This window comes from Anabaena sp. EIM26 (assembly GCF_057568715.1).
On sequence record NZ_CM172472.1, the window covers coordinates 1,468,633 to 1,492,881 of the forward strand.

The window sequence follows — 24,249 nt, forward strand, 5'->3', positions numbered from 1 at the left end:
TTTAGGGAACAATAAGTTAATACCAAATTCAGGAAATTGTTAGCTATGAGAGTTAGAGCTTTTATATTTATGTTAACAACTGGGTTATTAACTCCAGGGATCATGCTAACAGCAATATTTCTATGGGGTCGAGGTGCAATAGCTCAAGTCACATCTGATGGTACTACTAATACCACTGTCAACTCAATTAGTAATGATTTTACTATTCTTAACGGCATGGAAAAAGGTCATAACTTATTCCATAGTTTTAGTAATTTTTCTATACCTACAGGTGGTTCAGCAAAGTTTGATTTAAACAATACACCAAATATTACAACTATATTTAGTCGGGTGACAGGTGGCAATATTTCTCATATTGATGGCTTGATGCAAACTCTCAACAGTAATCATCCAGTCAGTTTATTTTTAATGAATCCAGCGGGGATTGTATTTGGTGAAAATGCCAAGTTGGATATCAGCGGGTCCTTTGTAGGAACAACGGCAAATAGTATTAAATTTAGTGATGGAATGGAATTTAGTGCTATTGACGTGACCACACCCTTATTGACAATGAGTGCGCCGATAGGGTTACAAATGGGTAATAATCCCGCGCCAATACAAGTTCAAGGTACCGGACATTCCTTAGATATTCCTAATCTTCTAGCTCCTTTTATTCGCAATCCTAGCTTAACAAAATTGCAAGTACAGCCTGGAAAAACCCTAGCCTTGGTGGGTGGTAATCTGAATCTCAATGGGGCTACCCTCACTAGTGAAACAGGGCAAATAGAATTAGGTAGTCTGGGAGGTGCAGGATTAGTTAGTTTAGTTGCAAATACTCAGGGATATAAATTGGAGTATGGGAAAGAGCAAATCTTTGGTGATATTCAACTGGCACAGAAATCACTATTAGATGTGAGTGGAGTAAATGCGGGTTCAGTTCAACTTCAAGGACGCAAGATTAAATTCACTGATGGATCATTAGTTCTTACAAAGAATCTTGGCAATCTTCCTAGCGGGAATATCCACTTGCAAGCATCAGAAGCGATCGCTATGATTGGCACAACACCAGATGCCAAAATTCGCAGTGGGATTCGCACTGAAGCTCTCGGTAGTGGAACTGGTGCGAATATCCAAATCATCACCCCTCGGTTTTCACTCCAGCAGGGTTCAGGGTTAAATAACACGGCGTTTGGAGTTGCTGACAGTGGCAACATTCAGATTGAAGCATCAGCAATAGAGATATCTGGCTTCTCATCCATCAATCCAGCTGGTGTAACCAGTATGGCTACTAGCGCACGCGGTACTGGAACTGCTGGTGATATCTCCGTTAATTCTAATAGCTTACTAGTGTCTGATGGTGCCGCACTATCTTCAATTACATTTGGTAGTGGTTCTAGTGGTGAGGTAAGAATTAATACTGATACTACTATAGTGAAGGGAGACAATCCTGCCGGACTTTACAGTAATATTAGCTCAATTACCTATGGTACTGGCAGTGCTAAAACCTTAATACTAGATACTAAGAGACTACAACTGTTAGATGGAGGAGTGATTGCCGGAAGTTCGTTTTTTATGGGTAATGGGGGTGATATTCAGGTAAATGCCACAGAATCTATTGAAATTAGTGGTCGTAGTCAATTAAATCAGAGCAGTATTAACTCATCCATCCTCAAGCCAGAACCACTACTCAGAGAATTATTTGGTTTACCAGATATACTGAGTGCAAATGCTGGTAATGTGAGCGTGACTACACCTAATCTGATATTAACAGATGGGGGTACAGTGAGCGTCACCAATCAAGGCTCTGGAAATGGCGGCAGTCTCAACATCACAGCCGATCGCATCCAATTAAAAAATCAAGGCTTAATTCAGGCTCAGACAGCATCTGGTAATGGTGGTGATATTAGCTTGCAAGTGGGGAATCTTTTGCTAATGCGCGATCGCAGCAATATTACTGCAACTGCTGGTGGTGCGGGAGATGGGGGTAATATTCAAATTGCCACACCGATTCTTCTGGGGTTGCAAGACAGCGACATTATTGCCAATGCCGTCCGAGGACGTGGGGGTAATATTAAAATCGCCGCCCAGGGAATTATCGGTTTAGAATATCGTCCTCAAATTACTGCTGAAAATGATATTACTGCCAGTTCTCAATTTGGTGTTAGCGGTACGGTACAGATACATAACATTGGTGTTGACCCCAATTCCGGTTTAGTGGAATTACCTGAAAATGTGACAGACCCATCCCAAAAAATAGCTACAGGATGTGCAGAGACGAGTGGTAGTAGTTTTGTCGCCACAGGAAGAGGGGGAATCCCCCAAAATCCCACTCAGGACGCGAGGAGTGATGTCTACAACTGGCTACGTCTCAGTACTTGGACTGATATCCGCGACATCTCTGCATATCGTGGAAACAGCGCATCAGCCCAAATACCCCCATCTCCAAGAACTTTGATTTCAGCTACTTCTTGGCATCGTAATGCGATCGGCAAAGTTGAGTTAATTGCAGATAAATCTTCTGGTCAGGTGCAACCAAATTTAACCTGTGCTGGCGTTTCTAACAATTAAGTAGGGTTTGCTGAAAAAGTCTTTCCGTTAAGACTAGAAGTCAGGAGTTCGGAGTTCGGAGTTCGGAGTTCGGAGTTCGGAGTTCGGAGTTCGGAGTCAGGAGTTCGGAGTTCGGAGTCAGGGGTCGGGAGTCGGGAGTCAGGAGTCAGGAGTTCGGAGTCAGGGGTCGGGAGTCGGGAGTCAGGAGTCAGGAGTTCGGAGTCAGGGGTCGGGAGTCGGGAGTCAGGAGTTCGGAGTCAGGAGTCAGGAGTTCGGAGTCAGGAGTTCGGAGTCAGGAGGAAGAATTAGAAGGAGATCAGAATATTGAAATAATGACACTGTTCTTTTTTCATGCCATTCTCCTTCAAAAAATATCTTTTTTTGACTGAGCTTTAAACTCTGAAACTTTAGTTTCTTATCTTTTCCCTATTCCCTATTCCCTATTCCCTTTTTTTGTAAGACTTGTTGCAACAGTTCTATTTTTACTGGCTTGGAAAGAAAATTATTCATTCCGCAGGCAAAACATTTATCACGAGTTTCACTAGAGACATCCGCCGTTAAAGCAATAAATATAGGTTGTGGGCGATCGCTATACAAGGTGCGAATTCTTTGGGTTGTTTCCAGTCCATCCATACCAGGCATTTGCACATCCATCAAGATCACATCAAAAGTGTGGTGTTGTAATACTTGAATTGCTGCTTCTCCACTATCTGCTGTTTGAGCTTCGTATCCCAAACGTTTCAACATCAGTAAAGCAAATTTGCGATTTACAGCGTTATCATCAACCACTAAGACCTTTGTAGAACTCAAGCCAGTTGGTTGAGTATTTTCATCTTTCTTAGCTGGTGGATCAACCATCTGTGCTTGAATATCAAACCTAAATTTACTACCTACACCAGGGATACTCTGCACCGTCAGTTCTCCACCCATGAGTTCTACAAACTTGCGACTGATAGGCAAACCTAAACCAGTACCTGTTTGCGATCGCTTACCTGCTTCAGATTGTCCAAAAACCTCAAAAATGTTTTCTAGTTCATTTGCCGCAATACCCTGTCCTGTATCTGCCACTTCAAAGAACAGGTGATAGCCTGCACATATAGATGCCATCATCCCTACCCGCAGAACAATACCACCATGATCAGTAAACTTGATAGCATTTCCCAATAAATTAATCAGCACCTGCCGTAATTTAGCATCATCGGTAACGATCCAATCTGGCAGATTGTTCGCAAGTTCCAACTCAAAAAACAATCCCTTAGACAATGTTTGCTGACGTAGCATATCCATTAGACCCGTCAGCAATTGTGGCAGGTGAAAAGATTTTTCATTCAAAAACACTTTACCCGCTTCTATTTTGGACATTTCTAAAACATCATCAATCAATGACAGCAGATGTTCACCACTTTGATTGATGGTATTAATAAAATCTTTTTGTTCTGCTTGCAGGGTAGCATCAGTTTCTAGCAACTGGCTAAAACCAATAATCGCATTGAGCGGAGTCCGTAACTCATGACTCATACTGGTCAAAAACTGGCTTTTGGCACTGTTAGCAGTTTCGGCAGCCTCTTTGGCATCTACAATTTCACGTCTAGCTTGCTGCCGTTCTAGATGTGCCGAAATCGCAGATGCAGCGGCACTGAGCAAGTTTACCTCAGCTGGTTCCCAAATGCGAGCCAATGCACAATTATCAAAGCCAATAAAACCCCAAAACTGACCATTCACCAAGAAAGGTAAAATTAAGATAGCGAGAATTCCCTGGGGTTCTAATATTTCCCTTTCATTATCTGGAAAATCGGCAACTACACCGTTGATAATCTTGCCACTAGAAAGGATTTCTAACCATCGTGGTAAAAACTCTGCATAGGGAATATTTTGCAGTACAGGATTATCAAGTTCCGAAACAATCCCTTCCACACACCATTCTGATCTCTGACTTGCTACCATATTCCCAGCAGCATCATCATGATTTTCAAACACATATATACGGGATGCAGATGCTGTTTCTCCCAACCATTGCAGAATTTGTGTGTAGTAGTTGGTATCAGATTCATTAACTAAAAGGTAATTCTGGACATTAACCAAAGTTGAAAGATAACGTTCTCGTGCTGCCAGAGCAGTTTCCGCACGTTTTTTGTCTGTGATATCTCGACCCACTGCTTGTATTTCCACGAAGCGGTTTTCTTCATCGAAAATCATTCGTTGATTCCATTGCGTCCAACGCACATCTCCCTGGGCAATTACGCGATTTTCTATACTGATAACAGGATTTTCTATAGATATAGTAGCCAGAGTTTGAAATACTTGAGCGCGATCCTCTGGAAAAATAAAACCTTTGTAACTATGTCCCAAAATATCCTCAGCATTCACCCCAAAGTAACGACAAAAGGCATCATTAACAAAAGTCAGCTTGCCATCGACACAACTACGGAAAATTAATTCTGTTTGCAACTCAACAATGGCACGAAATTGGGCTTCTTGATGACGTAATTCGGCAGTTTGGCAGGCGATTTGTCTTTCTAGTTCGGCATTGTAGTTAGTCAGAATGCGTTCGGCTTGTTTGCGATCTGTAATATCTTGAAATGCAGTAATCACATGGGTAATGCCGCCATTTTGGTCAAAAATTGGCGTTGCCCATACTGCTAGTGGTATTATTCTGCCGTTGTAGTGAACTTCAATGTCTTCAATCTGCACATACTCTCCCTGTAAAGCTAGGATTACAGGTAATTTATTCTGGGGATAAAGTTGGTTAGTTCCAGCTACATAAAGTTGATAAGCAACAGACAAATTATCTACATCTTGTTCAGGAAGTTTTTCCACACCCAGCAGAGATTTAGCACTCCGATTCAGGTAAATTACATAACCATTTCTTTGATGAATAGATACCCCTATGGGCAAACTTTCCAAAAATTGATCCAGTTCTGCCTTGCTGTCTGCCAGTTTGGTGAATGATTGCTGTAATTGCTGTGCCATTTGGCTAAAGGAAGAAGACAGTTGCTGGACTTCAACTATGGGGGTAAAAATTGGGGCTAGTTCCTGAAAGTCTCCTTGGGCAATCTGTCTAGCTGCTAAGTTTAACCTCAGCAATGGTCGGGCAATTAACTGAGTAGTTAATAATCCCATCCCTATTGAGAGCAAAAAAGCCACACCGCACAAGAAAATGGTTTTCTCTGTTGCGGTCTGAATTTCTGCCATAAAGTCTAATTCTGGTAAGACAATTACAATCAACCAGTCCAAACCAAAATTGTCTTGCCAGGGAGAAACGAGGACAAAATATTTTTTATCTTTGATTTTGACTTGGATTTGCTGATTTTTGTAAATCTTTGCTAAACTGCCCGATTTTTTTTGGATGTTGGTGGCAACTTCCCTAATTACTAAATCTTGACTATTGAGGATTTGCAACCGTTGTGCTTGACCATTCACCATCCGAAATGGTGGTTCTTTGGCAGAACTGGCAACTAGCATTCCCGACCGTTCTAGAATAAATGCTTTACCAGAAGAACCCAGTTGTATTTGTTGCAAGAAATTGCTGATATAAGTCAGACTGAGATCTGTACTGAGAGCGCCAATAAATTTACCTTGACGATTATATAGTGGATAGCTGGCTGCGATCGACATAATTTCTGGATTCGCGTCCCAGTTGTAGATCTCACTCCATACTGGTTTACCTACCTTAACTACTTTGGAGTACCAAGCTTCTACTCTAGGGTCATAAGTTGGCATAGAAACTAGTCGAGTGCGATCGCCTGTCTGATTTGTATCATATTTATAGGATTTCCCCAGTTCTGCCCCTAAAGGAATTTCTTCTATTTGGGTGTTACCTAATCCATAATCACCGGCACCAATATATTCGCCTCTAGCTGTGGCAAATTGAATATAACTAGCCCCAAAGGTTCGCAATTGTTTGGCAAAATACTTACCTGTGTCCTGAAAATTCCACAAATTCAGTTGCCCAGATTCGTAAGCATCCACATTTAACTGATTAATTTTGACAGGTGTATTGAGATAGTTACTGAGATTGAGATGAATCCGATTATCAATTTCTGACTGTAAATTCACAACAAGTTTGTTAACTGCCAGAGATCCATTTTCATAGGAAAAATAGCTAACTAAGGCAACAACGCCCACAATTTGTAAGACAAACGGAACTATCAGCATCCGTCTTAATGGTGCTGTACCTGCTATCTTGATAATCCACTGTTGAAAGGGGTGGAAATTCATTTTTTCAACATTTTTGAGCTTTCATCTAGATTCATGATCATTTCGTAAGTTGCTATGTTAAATCCATTAGCTTCAAATAGCTTTTTAGCAAATTCGTTTTGTGCGGCTACTTGAAGTATTAAAACTTTTGTTCCTAACTGTTTAGCTGCATCTATTGAAGCATTTAACAGTAATTTTCCTGCTCCTAGTCCCCGCACTGACTCATCAATGTAAATGTCATGAAGCCATGCTGCTTCTGGTGCAATATCAACAAAACTGCTTTCTTCTAATCTTGTAAATGAGTACCCAACGATTTCATTTTCTACTTCTAGCACTAATACAACTGCTTTTGGGTGATCAATCTGTTCGGCAAAGAAATCAAAAAGCTGTTGTTCATGATTTGTAAATTCAACAAATCTGTATGGATTGTAATTTTGATGTTGATGAACTAGCTTGATGGCATATTTTGTCACGCCTTGATGATCATTTATGGTGGCTTTTCTGATTGTAATATTTGGCTTTTTCATTTTTTATATGGATAAATAGCAATATTTTTTATATGCTTTAGCGATATTAATAAATAATACCACATTATAGTTACACTATATGATATCATATTATAACTATAAATATTGTAACTATGGAACGAGAAGCAGTAACTATCCGCATTCCTGCTAACTTGCTTCAGCAAGCAAAGCAGTTAAGAGAGAGCAGTGAGTCTTTTAATGAGATGGTTGTAGAAGCGATCGCTCATGAAGTACGAAGAAGGCGCTCCCTCGCAGCCCATCAGCGGATTGTGGCTCGTAGTACCGAAGTGGAAGCTCAAACAGGTATTCAATCAAGCTCTTTAGACTTGATTCGTCATTTGCGAGCAGGTGAGGAACGGCGTGACTAAGTGCATTGATACCAGTGTTTGGATTCCCTATCTTCTACCGGAAATACTGCAAACCCAAGCCAGAAACTTGATTATTCCCTTACTGACATCAAATATGCGCTTAGTTGCTCCAGCATTTGCATGGGCTGAAGTTGGGTCAGTATTGCGAAAAAAAGCTAGATTGGGAACAATTACCGCAGCACAAGCAGAGGCATTTTATGATGATTTCTGTCAAATGCCTGTTGAGTACCTCGATAGTGATGCTATCCGCACCAAAACTTATGCGATCGCAGAAAAATTCTCTCTGGCAACTCTCTACGATGCTGCTTTTCTGGCAGTTGCCGAGCTAGAATCAGCCGAATTTTGGACAGCAGACCAATCTTTGCTCAACACGCTCGTATCATGTCCAGCATGGGTTAAAAAACTTGACGCATGAATTAAGTATCATCACCTGAGTTCGACATAAGATAATTTGTGGAAAACTCGCCCCTAGTAGGAGTCTCAAACCCTTATTCTCTCTCTCTTAAAAATCATAACTTCGTTCGCGAAGCGTCTCCGTTCGGCGAAGCCGTGCCGTAGGCATAGGAGAAACACCGTTCGCGTAGCGTCTCCTAAGGAGAAATTCCAAACACCGAACTCCGTTCGCGAAGCGTCTCCGTTCGGCGAAGCCGTGCCGTAGGCATAGGAGAAACTCCGAACTCATGCATCATCCCACACCTGCTAACCCCTCCAACACCTGCTGCAAATCGCTTGTTAATTCAGACACTGCTTGTCTAGCTCCCACACGACTCCCCTTATACCCCGAAAAACGTTCAGAAACAGAAATCGGTGTCCCCACAGTAATTTTTACCTTTTGCTTGCCCAATTGCGGACGCTGTAAAGGATTATTGCCCTTAATTTTATTGACCATACTCCATAAAAGTAAAGTTGTTTCTGCAAATCTTTCTACTGTTGGTTTTTCACGGATATAAATACCAGAAACTGCTACAAAACTCTCAACTAATCTCATGTGCCACATCCGAAAATAAGCTTCTTCAGCAACTTTATCGCCCAAACTTCTCTCGATGGGTGATAATGATTGAATATCCTTGAAATCTTCTCTAAATATATAATTCCAACCCGCTTGTTCTACTCTTCTACATCTATCATTCCAATTGCCTCTAGATGGTAAATCAAAATATTGTTCAGCAATAAATAAAGCTACATTCATAACAGCTTGTAACCGATAAGCTAAAGCTTCATTTCTATCTTTAATTTCTCCATTAATAATCTTTTCATCTGGCAATTTTTGATGATAAAATCGGGTATAAAATTGCTCCATTATAGATAATAAATTTTCTGCTAAACTCAATAATCGGGGATAAAGCACTTCAAAAGAAGTACTAGTAGATGGGTTAACAGATAAACCACTAGCTACTTCTAATTCAGTTAATAAGTTTGCGATCGCCTTCCAAGGTTCATTGATGTAACTATACTGAAGTCCAATTGGTAAAATTAACACATCTTCATTTCTACCAGCTTTCTGTAAATCTTCAGCACACCAAAAGCCCATTTGAGCAATACCCGGTTCCAAGGGACTGACAATTTCTGATAAACCATTAGTTGCACCTTCTGGTGCAGCAGCCATTGGAAACTGACCATTCATATACAAATCCCGCACTGAACGTAACCCTGTCCAGTCAGCTTTACCCCGTTGAATGGAAGTACCTCCTAAATGAGAAGCAAGCCAACCAATATGTTGACCAGCCCAGAGAGGAATACCCCGATCATAGATAAAATGGGCATGAATTGGATGCTGTAGCTGTATACCCTGCGTTCGTGCTGCCTTGGGTACAAGTTGGGAAAACAAGTAAGCTAAACAAAGTGGATCTTCTGTTTGCGGATGACGGAACGCCAACATGAAGCGGATTTTACTTGCCTGAAACTGCTGATAGAGATTTACCAAAACTTCTACATTTTCGGCTTCAATCTGGTTAATAGGAGTTTTCCAGCGTATCCAGTTGGGTAACAAAAGATGTACACATCTTAATAATAAGGGGTTAAAAGCTGGGGGGATAAATTCTAATGGTGGTTGTGCTTGGTACATTAAATTTGACAAAGTAATTTTCTCCTCAAGTAAATAATGAGACACTTTAGACTGAACAATGAGAATATTTAGGCTCTTCAGTAGTTGCTATGCTAAACTAATAATATAGATGCCAATTAAGTAAACATCTAACTCGGAAATTGTCAAAGTTTCTAAACCCATAACTAGAACGTTTGATCAGCTTAAGTTTGTTATTAATTCCTTCTACAGTACCACTAGTTGTTCGGTTATCAAAGTAAGCAATAATTTCATCAAACCAACGAATAATAGTATTGTTACTATTTGGGAAATATTTTTTAGCTTTTGATAGCCACATACCCAGTTTAAAGACTCCCGTATACCAATCACGAGTATTATTAAAAATCGTTCTAATTTTCTCTTTCAGTTCATGCATTACTTTCAATACAGGGGATACATTTTGAACTTGAATAAGTTTGTGTAATTGCTCCTCATTTAAATTCTCTTCATTCTTAAGTAAGGGATATTTACTATTTTTCAGACCTGATAATATTTGTTCATATTTAGATTTTTCTTCTGCTGAATTTGCTTTTTTAATTAACTCTTCTACGCTGCGTTTTTCTTTTTTTCTTTGTGTATCTAGTTCTTTATTTATCTGTGCCATTACATGAAATCTATCTGCTACTACCTGGGCATTTGGCATTAATTCTATGACTAAATTTTTATAGCCTTGCCACAAATCTATACTGACTTCTTCTATTTGTTCTAAAACCTCAAATCCCCATTCCATAAGAGTTTTCTTGATTATTTCTTGCGTACGTCCATTTAATATAGTAATTAGTTGAGATGTATCTAAATCTATTAAGACTGCACAGTAATTACCTTTGCCTTTAATCAGAGCTATTTCATCAAGTCCAAGTCTTTTTAAGTTCAGAGGTTTTAAATTGGGTAATGTTTCGGATGCATCTTTTAGCATCCGTTCTATTTCTTCCGTTGTCACTATACCTTTTGACGCTACACTATGAATATCATTCTCTAAAACTTCTTGTATTGTCTTATGTGCCAGTCGCTTTGTAAAAGTCCTTTTTTTTCTGACAAAATCTAGGTCTTCGCTAAACGGTTTTTTACATACAGCACATTTGAACTGTCGTCTATTAATTTCTAAAAATACTGGCTTTTCTCCAAAAGGTAAGTCTTTAATAATGTGGTGATGGTTTTGATGTAATTTATGGCTTTTTGTGCCACAGTTGGGGCAAGTACCATATGACTTTTTTGATTCGGTTTGTAAAATCATTCCAATCCCACTATGAAGACGATGTGATATCAGGGTAAGAGCATCTCAATTAGGCTTGACATAAGGGATGTGAGGAATCTAATGTAGAGTCAAGAAAACAACAACTGAGAACTTGAATCATGTAATTGTTGTCCATACCAGTGCGTTTCATTTTTTGGCGGAGACTACGTTTGTAAGTTTGTTCGCGATTGAGAGCATTGAGAGCAATGCGCCGTAAAAGAGCAAAATTACGGGGACTATGGAAAGAGCGAATACGGCAGGAATCCTCAGCAAAAGTGCAATCAAGAGTCCAATGAGCTTAGTTTTCAATCCCCCAGTGTTTACGGATAGCCCGACCTAAAAGTTGAGCATCACTGGGTAAAGAAGAGAGATAAAATTGAACTTCACGAGTAGTTTTATTCCAAAGACGACGCTCCCGAACAACCATGACTACAGTTTGAAGTCCAGCCCAGATTTTGGGTTGGTAAAGTTCACCAACAGCCGAAATAGGAACAGACCAAACTTGACGGATTTCCGTGCGGTGATGTCCTTTCTCAATGCGGTGATCGTAACTGACATCAATGCCTTGAAAATCCTGTGTAGATGATGTTTCAAACCATTGTTTTACCTGATTATAGAGAGTTGGATGATTTGCCTTGAGTGCTAAAACATAATCTGCTTTTTTATCAATAATCTTTTTGGCAATCTCAGTTTGAGTCCCCATTGCATCAATAGTGATAATAGCTCCTGTCATATCCAATAATTCTAATAATGCCGGAATTGCTGTAATCTCATTGGATTTATCTTCCACTTTCATCTGTGCCAAGACCAAATTCTGTTCACTTGCCCAGGCACTAACAACGTGCAGTGCTGATTTCCCTTGATTTCGGTCGTAAGAACCCCTAATGGTCTTCCCATCTATGGGAATTATCTCTCCTCCCATGTTTGTGACTAGGCTTTCTATCCATCTGCTGAAACAACGATTTAATTCTTCAGGGTTAATGAACTCAAATACCCTTCGGAATGTGTCATCTGAGGGGATGCCATTTGGTAGTTCTAAAAACTCTTCCAACCACTCCTGCTTGCTGATGCCGTAGTTCTCTATGTCTTCCCATCCTTGCGCTCCTCCTATCACTGCCAGAATTGCAATCACCAGGATATCTGTAAGTTGATGTTTCTTTGTTCGCTCTACTCTTGGGTCTTTGATGTCTCCAAAATTCTCGACTAAACTCTTTTGAATTGCTTCTATGGATGCCACCTGTACTGGCTTTGACTGACGGCAATTTCTCTTCTTGGAATCACTTGATTTAGTTTCAAATCCTGCCGACATAAAGTTTCTTTCCCGGTGTTTTCAGAGCGATTGCATTGCTTTCATCCCATGTCTTTTGCTCTGCTGTCAAGTGTATTTTTTATCCCTTTGCTTATGCTTGTCTTAGTCATTTTGTCAAGTTCATACTATACCAAATTAGATGAGCTTACCCTGTATTTGACGCTTATTATTTTACCAAAAAAGCCTGAAATCTTTGCTAGGCAATCTTTTCAGGCTTTACTTTTTCTAAATTTTTAATTCCTAAATTTACTTTAATATCTGCGGAATGTGGGTTCTATCGAAAAGGTACGGCAGTATTTAGATTATTTACATCCAAAGTTAGTTCGTAGGGTGCGTTAGCATCAGCGTAACGCACCTTATCCCACAATCAAAATGGCGCGTTACATTTCATTAACGCACCCTACTAATTAACTACAAATTAACTATAAGCCTCCATCGGTAAACAAGAACAAACAAAATTCCTATCCCCAAAAGCCGCATCTATTCTACCCACACTTGGCCAAAACTTATATTCCTTATTCCAAGGTGCAGGATAAGCAGCTTGTTCACGAGAATAGGGATGATTCCATTCACCAATAATCAAACTTTCCGCAGTGTGAGGTGCATTTTTCAAAACATTATCTTCAATATCCATTTTACCAGATTCAATTGCGGCAACTTCCTCACGAATCGCAATTAAAGCATTGCAGAATCTATCTAATTCTTGTTTAGATTCACTTTCCGTTGGTTCCACCATAATAGTACCAGCCACAGGCCAGGAAACAGTTGGTGCATGGAAACCATAATCCATCAAACGCTTTGCAACATCATCAATTTCAATGCTGGCTGATTTCTTCAAACTTCGCAAATCTAAAATACATTCATGTGCCACCAAACCATTTTTTCCGCGATACAAAACAGGATAAAATGACTCTAATTTCTTAGCGATGTAATTTGCATTAAGAATTGCTACTTTGGTTGCTTGCGTTAAACCATCTGCACCCATCATGGCAATATACATCCAAGAAATTACTAAGATACTTGCACTACCCCAAGGTGCAGCGGAAACAGCACCAAAAGAGTGCTGAGTATTGAGTAATGAGTACTGAGTATGTTCAGAGTTAGAGAGTTTTTCATTTTTCCCTATCTTCACCACAGAATGTCCAGGTAAAAAGGTTACAAGGTGGGAGGCAACACCAATGGGTCCCATACCAGGTCCACCACCACCGTGAGGAATACAGAAGGTTTTATGTAAGTTTAAATGACAAACATCTGCACCAATATCACCAGGACGACAAATTCCTACTTGGGCATTCATATTAGCCCCATCCATGTAAACTTGTCCACCATGATTATGAACAATAGCGCAGATATCCTGTATTGCTTCTTCAAACACACCGTGAGTTGATGGATATGTCACCATTAAAGCAGCAAGTTCATGACTGTGTTTTTCTGCTTTGGCTTTCAAATCATCAACATCAATATTACCTTGATCATCACAAGCAATTCCTACTACTTTCATCCCACACATTACCGCACTCGCGGGATTTGTTCCATGTGCAGATTGAGGAATTAAACAAATATTTCGGTGTCCTTCTCCACGATTTTGGTGATATTCATGAATTACCAAAAGTCCTGCATATTCACCTTGAGAACCTGCATTTGGTTGTAAAGAAATTCCTGCAAAACCTGTTATTTCTGCTAACCATGTTTCTAATTGCTGGAAGAGAATTTGATAACCTCTGGTTTGGGAAATTGGGGCAAAAGGATGAATTTTACCAAATTCTGCCCAAGTTACAGGTATCATTTCTGAAGTTGCGTTTAACTTCATGGTACAAGATCCCAAGGGAATCATTGATGTTGTTAATGATAAATCTTTGGTTTCTAGTTGATGCAGATAACGTAATAATTCGGTTTCTGAATGATAACGGTTGAAAACTGGATGTGTAAGATATTTACTTTGACGTGATCCTTGGTAATTGGTAATTGGTAATTGGTAATTGGTCAGAGAAATGAATTCTTCTCCACTGAAAGGTAGATTATCTGTAAGAGCGAAAATTTGCCAAAGGTCGATTAAATCTGATTCTGTGGTAGTTTCATTTAAGGAAATACCGACTGTTGCGTTATCAAAGATGCGTAAATTAATATTTCTCTCATTTGCAGCGTCGAGAATTGCATCTAATCTGGTATTTCCTAATTCTACCCGTAAGGTATCAAAGAAATTTTCAGAAGTGATTTTGTAACCTAGCTGTTTGAGTCCATTTGCTAAAGTTGCGGTTAACTGGTGGATATTTTCGGCAATTCCCCTCAGTCCATCTGGCCCATGATAAACTGCGTACATACTCGCCATCACTGCCAATAATACCTGGGCTGTACAAATATTGCTGGTGGCTTTATCTCTGCGAATATGCTGTTCACGGGTTTGCAATGCTAGACGTAATGCAGGTTTGCCATTAACATCTTTTGATACCCCGACAATTCTGCCTGGAACTAGTCGTTTATACTCTTCCTTCGTGGCAAAATAAGCTGCGTGTGGTCCCCCAAAGCCTAAAGGAATACCGAAGCGTTGGGTGCTGCCTACGGCAATATCAGCCCCTAATTCACCGGGGGGTGTAAGTAATGTTAAGCTGAGAGGATCTGCGGCTACAGTCACCAATGCACCCTGAGCATGGGACTGTGTGATAACATTGCGGTAGTCGTAAATTGTGCCATCACTCGCAGGATATTGGAGAATTGCACCAAAAATTGATTCGGTAAAATCAAATGTTTGATGATCACCGATAATGATATTTATCCCCAGAGGTTTAGCTCTAGTTTGCAATACATCAATGGTTTGGGGATGACATTCACGGGAAACAAAATAGTTATTGGCTTTATTTTTGCAGACACCATAACTCAAACTCATGGCTTCTGCTGCTGCTGTCGCTTCGTCTAACAAAGACGCGTTAGCAATTTCTAACCCTGTCAAATCAATAATCATTGTTTGGAAATTTAGCAATGCTTCCAAACGTCCTTGGGCAATTTCTGGTTGATAAGGGGTGTAAGCTGTGTACCAACCGGGATTTTCAAGAATATTACGTTGAATGACGGCAGGAGTAATACAATCGTAATAGCCCATGCCAATAAATGAGCGATAAACTTGATTTTTATCGGCTATTTGTTTTAATTTCGCTAGTGCTGCATATTCGCTTTGTGCTGCTGGTAACTTTAGCTCTTGGTTAAAGCGAATTGTCTGTGGTACTGTTTGATCAATTAAGTCATCTAAACTAGAAAACCCTAAGATATCAAGCATTTGTTGAATATCATCAGGGTTAATTCCAATGTGTCTTTGGGCAAAGTTGCTGAGTTTCTGACTGCTTTTAGCCAAAATCTTGTTATCACTAGGTTGAGTACGAGGGGGATTAGCTACCACAAATAGTTCTCCAGACGCTTCTGTATTAATGTATTGTAATAATTATTTTTATATATTAGGTTTTTTTCTCAGGATGTAAACTAGCCATATATTCTGGACAAAAGCACATTTTTCTATTTCCAGTCCTGGAGATATTTTTGGCTCTTGCGTCTCTTTTATGGAGAAAATTAAAATTACTAAAATTTAATGCCGATAAAATTAAATTATAAAAGCTGAAAAGTCTATCTATGTAAAGGTTTGCAAACTTCTAGACATAAGCGAATAAGCATAAGATAATAATCATAATTATCAAATATAAAAGTTTTAGGAATAGTTATGAAATTTAGCGTAGATCAAATTCTCAATCTACCAGATATGAAAGTGTTAGATTTTCAAGAAATTGAAGGAGCAGAAATAATTATAACAATAGAGAAGTCTGTCAACTATTCTACTTGCCCAGACTGTGGAAAAAACACCTATAGTATACATCAAAATCATTGGCGGATGATTCATGATTTATCGTGGAGTGAAAAACTAGTATTATTAAAAATAAATCGCCGTCAATTCAAATGTAACAAGTGCAAAAAAGTCTTTAGTGAAAAGCTAAATTTTGTAGATAAAAGTAAAGGATATACTAAAAGATTAGCCGTAGATATAGTTAAACAAGTATTAGACAGTAATATTCATAGTGTTGCCGAAAGAAATGACTTGAGTGATGAAGAAGTTGAATCAATGTTAAATGCACAAGTATCACAAATATTAAACATTAATTTAAATCAGGTGAAAAGGTTAGGCATAGATGAGATTGCTTTGGTGAAAGGTCAAGGAAGTTATTTAGCAGTATTAGTAGATTTAGATACTCGTAAACCAATTGAGTTAGTGAAGTCAAGAAGAATAGAAGAAATACGTGAAGTTATTATGAAATGGGGATCTCAGGTACTTGAACAAATAGTTGAAGTGAGTATCGATCTCTGGTCTCCTTATAAAAGTTTAGTAGAAGAATTAATGCCAAATGCAAATATAACTGCCGATAGATTTCATGTAATGAAACAAGTAAATGAGGAATTAGATGCTATGCGTAAATCTGAGAAAAAAGCCGCCATGTCTTTAGATAATAAATCGGAGCGACACCGAATATTAGCAGGATTAAATAAAAGCAAATATAGCTTCATAAAAACAATACTGTAGCCAAAAAAAGAGTATAAAAAGAGGGCTGATGTAGTAGAGTTATAGTCTTCCACAACGACAACTCGAAAGCCACATACAGCCCATGTTTGACATACTAGCACTGTTGCAATGCCTACTGCCAGAAATAAAAGTCACGACGATGCGGCAGTTGAGCCAGATCATCACGGCCATGTTAGCCATGAGCGGGCGAGTCACAATGTTGGGAATATCGCGTTGGACGCTTAGTGGTGGTAGTTATCGGACGGTAATCAGATTTTTTCGTACAGTCATACCGTGGACAACGGTGTTCTGGGTGTTTTTTCGGCGGCATTTGTTCTGCCCAAATGATGTTTATTTGTTGGCAGGAGACGAAGTAGTAATAAGCAAAGCCGGGAAAAAAACCTACGGATTAGATAGGTTTTTTTCCAGTTTAATAAGCAAACCAATATCGGGGTTATCTTTCTTTACCTTATCATTAGTAAGTGTTCAACAAAGACACTCATTTCCGATTCAAATAGAACAAGTAATCAAGAGTGATGTAGAAAAAAATACTGTATCGTCAATCCCAGAAATAAAATCTCAAGAAAAACGTGGACGAGGACGACCTAAAGGAAGTAAAAACAAAAATAAAACGGAAGTCTTTTTGACATCTGAGTTACTACGAATTCAGAAGATGATTAATGAGTTATTCAAGTTAATAGCTAATTTTATTCCTCTCACTTACTTAGTCGTAGATGGTCACTTTGGGAACAATAATGCTTTGCAGATGGCTAGGCAGGTAAAGTTACACATAATTTCCAAGTTACGCCACGATTCGGCATTATATATACCTTACCAACATCCTGACCCCAATCATCGTTCTCGTCGTAAATACGGAGATAAGCTGGACTGGCACAATATATCTGATAAATATTTGTGTCAAATTAGTATTGAAGAAGATATCCAAACAAATACTTATCAATCTACCTTACTGCACAAAGAATTTGCCCAGCCTTTGAATGTAGTGATTTTAGTAAAAACCAATTTGAAAACTAATGCTTGCAGTCACGTAATTCTGTTTTCTAGTGACTTAACTTTATCATATGACAAAATAATTGACTATTATAAACTGCGCTTCCAAATCGAATTTAATTTTCGTGATGCTAAACAATTTTGGGGATTGGAAGATTTTATGAACAGGGGTCAAACTGCGGTGACTAATGCTGTCAACCTTTCATTTTTTATGGTCAATTTATCTCATTATCTTCTAGCTCAGTTCCGTCAAGATAATCCTGGTTCTGGCATTGTTGATCTTAAGGCTTACTGTCGTGGTTTTCGATATGTTCGGGAAATGTTAAAAATGCTTCCGCAACAGCCTGAGCCTATTTTATTATCCCAGATTTTTGCCAAGCTTACCTCTCTTGGTCGTATTCACAATGCTTCTACAGCCGTTGAACCCTCGTAATTTGGCTACAGTATTGAAAAAATGAGGATTCTTTAAATGAACAACAAAAAGAAAGATTAAATAATGCTCAAGAAGTTTCCCCTACTCTGGCGAAAATGCACGCCCTAAAAGAAGAATTTCGAGACATATTTGAATCTACTAAGTCTTGGGGTGAAAACATAATGAATTTATTGGATTGGATGCACGATGGACTTTTGTATTTTCCCAAAAGTATAGGAACAATGATTAGATGGTTTGGTGAAGTCGTAGGTTATTTTGACGGTAGAACTACCAGTGGTACTGTGGAAGGAATTAATAATAAACTCAAATTAATCAAAAGACTTGGATATGGATTCCGTAACTTTAGCAATTTCAGATTACGTAGTTTATTAAACTGGCATTTTAGTATTAATTCTCCATAAAAAAGGCGCAAGAGCCATATTTTTTTGAGGTTGAAATTATTGTATAGCAGGAGTAGCCGATAAAGCGATTTAGTAAGCTACACTCCGACTATCGGTAGTTAATATTTTATTTCATCAAATTATTGATTAATTCATCTATTTTTAAAAGCTCCTGAGTAATTTGGTTGACCGTGTTTAGTTCATTTGCAGGATCTGGTGGTTGAACAGTTCTGTATGATGTAGCTGAGGTATGTGCTACAACGCCTCGTTCTTTCCCAAATGTATTCATAGTAAGAAGCCAAGCAGGATCTAAATCATTATTATCAATTCCTATTGGTAATAGTAAAGCCAAAATCTTAGGTTCTGTGACTCCATGATTATTATCAATAACCCACCTAAAGCTAGTGATAGCTGAAGCAATCTTCTTGCTTATTTTCAATCGCTTGTCGTGATCATCTTGACTTCCCCTAGTTCTGTTGAGTGTGTCTGGTGGTTGATCCATAGTTAAACCAGAGAAACCAAGTAGACATATCAGAGTACGAGAGGTTTTACCCGTACTATCCCAAGCTCTTTTGGCATTCAAAACTACTTCCCAAGCTCTCTCTTCAAGGTATGATTCAATTTCAGCATGAGCTAAAACTTTATATGCAAGAGTTCTAGCTAACTGACTCCCAGAATATGAACCTGTCGGGCTAATCTTAGGCAAAAATTGCTTTTTTAACCTATTTAACTCCCTGGTTAAAGTGCGAAATCTAGTTGATTTTTGCATATTACAGACGACACCCTATCTCAACCCGTTAAAAATAATATGATTATCAACGAGTTCAGGTAGGTTAAACTCTACGTCTACAACTGCTTTGAGATTTTCACCCCACAATCTAAGACGATTGTAAGTTTCACGAATATTCTTGGTTGTTCCTTGAATAGCTTCTCTGAAATCGATGTTTAATGCACACAATTTTTTAAAAGCATCTTCTACTTCTTCTTTTTTATCTTCAGCAGATTTTCTGATAATTGCGTCTGAAAAGTAGAAAACCATTACATCTAAAATCGCTCGATTAAACTGGCTTCGATATTTATTACCTAACCACATACGAGAAAAATTATCTCCAAATATATTAATAGTTGTTTGTACTGCTTCCTCGAATTGGTTTACTGCATTTTTTACATCATCATGTTTTTTCTCCCAATCTTCATTGAAAGCTTGACAAGTCATATCAAGAAATGCCTTTAGATTTCCCCTATACTCAGATAGAAAATAATGAAATCCTACATAACGTAGTAGCAATTCTACATCACGCATCCGAAAATCAGGATTTGGTGATTTTAATATCTTTCGCAAAGCCTTACTTTCAACTGATTTATCATCTAAGAAATTGATAAATTCACCTGGATGCAATGCTTGTCTTAGTTCTTGAGGAGATAAGGGAGTACTTTCTACATTCAAACGCAGAAAAATTTTGTAAAGAAAATTTTCGCTATGCCAATTCCGAATTAATATAGTACGAATAGTTTGGTTATCTAGAGCATTGAGTTCTGAATTTAAGAGTATATCCCTTTTAAAATCTTCATATTTTTTACCAATTAAATCACGTCTGAATTCTAGATTCTTTAAGGCAAATGCATTGTTTGGAGTTTCTTCACTCCTACCATAAAATTGCAAAATAGTTAACAATCGTTGCTTCCCATCAAGAACGATGAATTTACCTTTTTCTTCCGGTTTAACAGCCAGGGCTATTTGTGGTACTGGAAATCCCAATATCAGTGATTCGATCAACCTACTTTTGCGAGTTATAGTCCAAGCGTCTCGTCTTTGAAATCTTGGGCTTAATTGTATATTACCTCGCACAAGTTGATCACATATTGTTGCTGTTGTCCAGTCACTTCCAGAAACAACAATTTCTGATATTTGCTTTAATTCAGGAATTAACTTACTCTGAGATTCAGACTCAATTTCTTGGTCTTCATCTTCCTCAAAAAATATTACTTCTTCTTCTGGCGTAAATGTAGTCTGCATAAGAGTTGAATCAGGATAAAATATAGCTTATTAATTATATTCTATACTTTATCAATTTTTACTTGAAGCACTATAAGCTTCTTTCACCAATAAATGCCCAATCAAAACCAAACACCCCTCATAGATGCCTTAAAAAACTCCATTTCTCGTCCTCATGCACCGTTTTACACTCCAGGACATAAACGTGGTGCGGGAATTTCCTCAGTTTTAACCGATTTATTAGGTAAAGAGGTTTTTCGTGCTGATTTAACGGAATTGGCTGAATTAGATAATTTATTTACTCCTGAAAATGCCATTCTCGCAGCACAAGAACTGGCAGCGGAAGCTTTTGGGGCTGAGAAAACATGGTTTTTAGTTAATGGTTCTACCTGTGGAATTGAGGCAGCAATTCTCGCTACTTGTGGTACGGGGGATAAAATTATTCTGCCGCGAAATGTGCATTCTTCGGTGATTTCTGGGTTAATTCTTTCTGGTGCAATTCCTATTTTTATTCAGCCTGAATATGATGAGGATTTAGATATTGCTCACAGTATTACGCCAGCAGCGGTAAAAACAGCATTGGAAATACATCCTGATGCAAAAGCGGTGCTGACAGTTTACCCTACATATTACGGTGTTTGTGGAGATTTGAGTGCGATCGCACTTCTGACCCATCAATATAATATTCCCCTCCTTGTAGATGAAGCACATGGCGCACATTTTGCCTTTCACCCTCAATTACCCACACCAGCTTTAGCCGCAGGTGCAGATTTAACTGTGCAGTCTATCCACAAAACCCTCGGTGCGATGACACAGGCATCAATGTTACACATCCAAGGTAACAGAATCGACATTGACAAAGTGAATAAAGCTTTGCAGCTAGTACAATCTACCAGTCCCAGCTTTATACTTTTAGCTTCCCTCGATGCCGCACGTCAACAAATGGCAACTAATGGGGAACAGTTGATGTCTCAGACTTTGCAATTAGCAGCATCAGCAAAAAGTCAAATTAGCCAAATTCCTGGTTTATCGACTCCTCTCCATGCCAGGGGTAAGGGTTTTGTCGATTTAGATCAAACACGCTTAACTGTGAACGTTTCTAAAATAGGTTTAACAGGTTTTGCAGCTGAAGAAATTATCAATGAAATGGGTGTAACTCCAGAATTTTCATCCTTACAAAATCTCACTTTTATTATTAGTTTGGGTAATACAAAAACAGATATTAATGCATTAGTGCAAGAATTGAAAAATTTGACGCGGATACCACAATTGACAAGTCAGTACAAAATATGTAAATATAGAAACGATGCTATAATTAGCTATCCTATATGCATTTCTCCCCGTGAGGCTTTTTTTGCTAATAGTGAAACATTACCTTTGGAGAAAACACCGCAACGAATTTGCGCGGAAATAGTTTGTCCATATCCCCCTGGAATACCCATATTAATGCCGGGAGAAGTTATCACAAAATCAGCCTTAGAATATCTCCAACAAATTCAGGCTTTAGGAGGATTTATTAACGGTTGTGCAGATATTAGTTTGAGAACTTTAAAAGTAGTGAAAGCTTGAGAAAGGTAATTAGACAAGACCGTGAAAATGATTGTAGAGACGTTTGGAACGTCTCCAGAAGGGTTTCAATCCACGCACATTTAATCACCGGAGATGTCTATTGGTCAGGACTTAGAGGGTGTCTGAAAAGTCTCCTTCCATGTCATGCTGAGGAACGAAGCATCTCAGTATGTGGGCTAAACTCCAGATTCTTCGTTGCGTAAGACTCCACTCAGAATGACAAATTATACGTCCCTAAACTTTTCAAACATGCTCTTACGCAAGTCGCTTGCTTTGTAGGGTTATTATCGACAGATTTATGATATCTGACGCACCTGCAAAAGATATTAAGAGAACTCCATAAAAAACATGATCCAATGGAGTAGGAGTAATTCATGAATTACCCCTGCTTTCACGGAGACAAGCTTTAGGAGAATGATATTAAAACAGGATCAATTCATTTACCCAGATTTGAGAATATTCTGATCTCCTTCTAATTCTTCCTCCTGACTCCTGACTCCTGACTTCTAGCCCTAACGGAAAGACTTTTATGCCTAACGGCACGGAAGCTATGCCCGCATGGCTTTACAGCAAGCCCTAAATACAGTGCTTTCTCAATAAGCTCCCTTTTTCACAAGGTCTTTATAAACTGGAACTTTTGCCTTGATGAGACTACGCACACCTTCCTCTAAATTCTCTTGTTGCAGTAAAGAATCTCCCATTAACACTGCATTAGCACCAGCATCAGCTATTAAGGCTATATCAGCAGATGTTTCAATTCCTGACTCACTAACAACAAGAATACTTAAATTTTGTAATTGCGATCGCCTAGCAGCCATTAATTGCTGAGTAGTGCTAAGATTAACGCTAAAATCTTCTAAACTGCGGTTGTTAATGGAGATAATGCGTACATCATCTAATTTGAGTACCCGATCTAATTCTGTTAAGTTATGAACTTCAATGACGGCATTCATTCCTAAATAGTGAATTACCCGCAAAAAATTATGTATTTCCTGGTCTGTAAGAATAGCAGCAATCAATAATACCGCATCAGCACCAGCAGATCTGGCTAAATAAATTTGGCAAGGATCGAGGATAAAATCTCTGCACAACAGAGGTAATGCTACCCGATAGCGGATAGTGCGTAAATGCTCAAAACCTCCCTGGAAGAACTTTTGGTCAGTGACGACAGACAGACAAGTAGCACCACCACGCTCATAGGATTTTGCGATCGCTAAAGGATCAAAATCTTTATTGAGAGTATCTTGATTAGGTAATACTTTTTTTACCTCTGCAATCAAACTAGGTTTATAAAGACTCTGCTGCAAAGCAGTAAAAAAATCTCGTACAGTCGGAGCAGCAGTTAATTGACGTTGTAAGGAAGCCAAAGACATTTCTTGCTGCATTTGTGTGATTTCTAGCTTCTTCTGCCATACAATCTCTCTGAGTATAGGTTGCAGGCGACTATTAGATATACTAAGTGGGTAAATCATGATGAAAATGAATTAAGAATTAAGAATTAAGCAATTTCATCCTTCATTTTTTCTCACAGGCAATTATGAGAAATTTATCTGAGGATAATACCAAGTTGGGATTTTGGATTAACTGTCAAAAGTAGTTGTCAAACCATCTGTGGATGGGTTGAAAATTTTCATCAACACTAACTAGTACAGAACAGCCAAAATAGTTGCAAAAGCTCACTTTTTTATTTCTGCCTCTTTGCACTAACCCAAATTGGCATATCCTCAATTTTGTGTATTCTCAGAAATGAATCCAACTTGACTTGAGGTCAAACATTTCCACCTCCTTGTTAGAAGTTTTATTTTGCTGAGAACCACCCAGTAGGCAATTATTTTTCAGCAATCTGATATAAGTACGGTAGGGTATATAATCTATAGGGTTGTGTCCAGAAAACCGCAAAAGTAACACACAAGCCCAGGAATACTTTCCAGATATAATTGCTTTGACTATTTGTTCTATTTGTTCAGTATTAATTTTCTTATTGGCTGGTTTATTATAATCGGCAACATTCTGGTTCATAGTATGCACTCCTATGTGTGAACAAAAACTAGTCAATGGCTTATCTGATTTTTAATCAGA

At 38.6% G+C, this 24,249-nt stretch carries 14 protein-coding genes and 3 pseudogenes; 7 read left to right on the forward strand and 10 right to left on the reverse strand.

Annotated features, from left to right (window positions below):
- Nucleotides 1-45 precede the first annotated feature (45 nt).
- Nucleotides 46-2,547: a two-partner secretion domain-containing protein gene (locus AC012T_RS06200; protein WP_487064038.1), complete on the forward strand. Its 2,502-nt coding sequence runs from the start codon at nt 46-48 to the stop codon at nt 2,545-2,547.
- A gap of 405 nt (nt 2,548-2,952) precedes the next feature.
- Here AC012T_RS06200 and AC012T_RS06205 read toward each other — a convergent pair whose 3' ends face one another.
- Nucleotides 2,953-6,744 carry a PAS domain S-box protein gene (locus tag AC012T_RS06205; RefSeq protein ID WP_487064040.1) on the reverse strand — a complete coding sequence of 1,264 codons (3,792 nt, stop codon included), beginning with the start codon at nt 6,742-6,744 and terminating at the stop codon, nt 2,953-2,955.
- Nucleotides 6,741-7,250: a GNAT family N-acetyltransferase gene (locus AC012T_RS06210; RefSeq protein ID WP_487064042.1), complete on the reverse strand. Its 510-nt coding sequence runs from the start codon at nt 7,248-7,250 to the stop codon at nt 6,741-6,743. Before AC012T_RS06210 ends, AC012T_RS06205 begins: the two co-directional genes overlap by 4 nt.
- Nucleotides 7,251-7,363: 113 nt before the next feature.
- Here AC012T_RS06210 and AC012T_RS06215 point away from each other — a divergent pair, with 113 nt between their 5' ends.
- Together AC012T_RS06215 and AC012T_RS06220 are read left to right on the forward strand one after the other, a co-directional pair.
- Complete coding sequence (locus AC012T_RS06215) at nt 7,364-7,618, forward strand: YlcI/YnfO family protein (protein WP_487064044.1); 255 nt, start codon at nt 7,364-7,366, stop codon at nt 7,616-7,618.
- Complete coding sequence (locus AC012T_RS06220) at nt 7,611-8,033, forward strand: type II toxin-antitoxin system VapC family toxin (RefSeq protein WP_487064046.1); 423 nt, start codon at nt 7,611-7,613, stop codon at nt 8,031-8,033. The genes AC012T_RS06215 and AC012T_RS06220 overlap by 8 nt, the downstream gene beginning before the upstream one ends.
- Before the next feature lie 270 nt (nt 8,034-8,303).
- Here AC012T_RS06220 and AC012T_RS06225 read toward each other — a convergent pair whose 3' ends face one another.
- The 4 genes and pseudogenes from AC012T_RS06225 to gcvP all read right to left on the reverse strand — a co-directional run bounded on the left by AC012T_RS06225 (nt 8,304) and on the right by gcvP (nt 15,635).
- Nucleotides 8,304-9,695, reverse strand: a complete 1,392-nt coding sequence (locus tag AC012T_RS06225; protein WP_487064048.1) for a 1-acyl-sn-glycerol-3-phosphate acyltransferase — start codon at nt 9,693-9,695, stop codon at nt 8,304-8,306.
- An 85-nt stretch (nt 9,696-9,780) separates the two neighbouring features.
- Complete coding sequence (locus AC012T_RS06230; RefSeq protein ID WP_487066482.1) at nt 9,781-10,968, reverse strand: ISL3 family transposase; 1,188 nt, start codon at nt 10,966-10,968, stop codon at nt 9,781-9,783.
- 16 nt (nt 10,969-10,984) lie between these two features.
- Nucleotides 10,985-12,244, reverse strand: a pseudogene (locus AC012T_RS06235) (ISAs1 family transposase).
- 418 nt (nt 12,245-12,662) lie between these two features.
- Nucleotides 12,663-15,635 (reverse strand): aminomethyl-transferring glycine dehydrogenase, encoded by a 2,973-nt coding sequence (gene gcvP / locus AC012T_RS06240; RefSeq protein ID WP_487064050.1) that lies wholly within the window; start codon nt 15,633-15,635, stop codon nt 12,663-12,665.
- Nucleotides 15,636-15,950: 315 nt separating this feature from the next.
- Between gcvP and AC012T_RS06245 the strand changes: the two are divergent.
- The 3 genes and pseudogenes from AC012T_RS06245 to AC012T_RS06255 all read left to right on the forward strand — a co-directional run.
- Nucleotides 15,951-16,790 (forward strand): annotated as a pseudogene (locus AC012T_RS06245) (ISL3 family transposase); the annotation flags it as partial.
- Nucleotides 16,791-16,884: 94 nt separating this feature from the next.
- Nucleotides 16,885-18,225: a transposase gene (locus AC012T_RS06250; protein WP_487064052.1), complete on the forward strand. Its 1,341-nt coding sequence runs from the start codon at nt 16,885-16,887 to the stop codon at nt 18,223-18,225.
- Between the two features lie 17 nt (nt 18,226-18,242).
- A pseudogene (locus tag AC012T_RS06255) lies at nt 18,243-18,626 on the forward strand (ISL3 family transposase); the annotation flags it as partial.
- Nucleotides 18,627-18,732: 106 nt separating this feature from the next.
- On the opposite strand, the gene AC012T_RS06260 reads toward AC012T_RS06255, so the two are convergent.
- Both AC012T_RS06260 and AC012T_RS06265 read right to left on the reverse strand, forming a co-directional pair.
- Nucleotides 18,733-19,374 carry a HEPN domain-containing protein gene (locus tag AC012T_RS06260; protein WP_487064054.1) on the reverse strand — a complete coding sequence of 214 codons (642 nt, stop codon included), beginning with the start codon at nt 19,372-19,374 and terminating at the stop codon, nt 18,733-18,735.
- A 15-nt stretch (nt 19,375-19,389) separates the two neighbouring features.
- Nucleotides 19,390-20,622, reverse strand: a complete 1,233-nt coding sequence (locus tag AC012T_RS06265) for a GmrSD restriction endonuclease domain-containing protein (RefSeq protein ID WP_487064056.1) — start codon at nt 20,620-20,622, stop codon at nt 19,390-19,392.
- Between the two features lie 93 nt (nt 20,623-20,715).
- On the opposite strand from AC012T_RS06265, the gene AC012T_RS06270 reads away from it, so the two are divergent.
- Nucleotides 20,716-22,170: an aminotransferase class I/II-fold pyridoxal phosphate-dependent enzyme gene (locus AC012T_RS06270; RefSeq protein ID WP_487064058.1), complete on the forward strand. Its 1,455-nt coding sequence runs from the start codon at nt 20,716-20,718 to the stop codon at nt 22,168-22,170.
- A 593-nt stretch (nt 22,171-22,763) separates the two neighbouring features.
- Here AC012T_RS06270 and trpC read toward each other — a convergent pair.
- Nucleotides 22,764-23,642, reverse strand: a complete 879-nt coding sequence (gene trpC, locus AC012T_RS06275) for an indole-3-glycerol phosphate synthase TrpC (protein WP_487064060.1) — start codon at nt 23,640-23,642, stop codon at nt 22,764-22,766.
- Nucleotides 23,643-23,910: 268 nt separating this feature from the next.
- Nucleotides 23,911-24,189, reverse strand: a complete 279-nt coding sequence (locus AC012T_RS06280) for a HetP family heterocyst commitment protein (protein ID WP_487064062.1) — start codon at nt 24,187-24,189, stop codon at nt 23,911-23,913.
- Nucleotides 24,190-24,249: the final 60 nt, after the last annotated feature.

Coding starts and splice junctions, on each gene's coding strand:
- AC012T_RS06200 (WP_487064038.1), top strand. CDS start 46: ATGAGAGTTAGAGCTTTTATATTTATGTTAACAACTGGGTTATTAACT.
- AC012T_RS06205 (WP_487064040.1), bottom strand. CDS start 6,744: ATGAATTTCCACCCCTTTCAACAGTGGATTATCAAGATAGCAGGTACA.
- AC012T_RS06210 (WP_487064042.1), bottom strand. CDS start 7,250: ATGAAAAAGCCAAATATTACAATCAGAAAAGCCACCATAAATGATCAT.
- AC012T_RS06215 (WP_487064044.1), top strand. CDS start 7,364: ATGGAACGAGAAGCAGTAACTATCCGCATTCCTGCTAACTTGCTTCAG.
- AC012T_RS06250 (WP_487064052.1), top strand. CDS start 16,885: ATGTTTGACATACTAGCACTGTTGCAATGCCTACTGCCAGAAATAAAA.
- AC012T_RS06260 (WP_487064054.1), bottom strand. CDS start 19,374: ATGCAAAAATCAACTAGATTTCGCACTTTAACCAGGGAGTTAAATAGG.
- AC012T_RS06265 (WP_487064056.1), bottom strand. CDS start 20,622: ATGCAGACTACATTTACGCCAGAAGAAGAAGTAATATTTTTTGAGGAA.
- AC012T_RS06270 (WP_487064058.1), top strand. CDS start 20,716: ATGCCCAATCAAAACCAAACACCCCTCATAGATGCCTTAAAAAACTCC.
- trpC (WP_487064060.1), bottom strand. CDS start 23,642: ATGATTTACCCACTTAGTATATCTAATAGTCGCCTGCAACCTATACTC.
- AC012T_RS06280 (WP_487064062.1), bottom strand. CDS start 24,189: ATGAACCAGAATGTTGCCGATTATAATAAACCAGCCAATAAGAAAATT.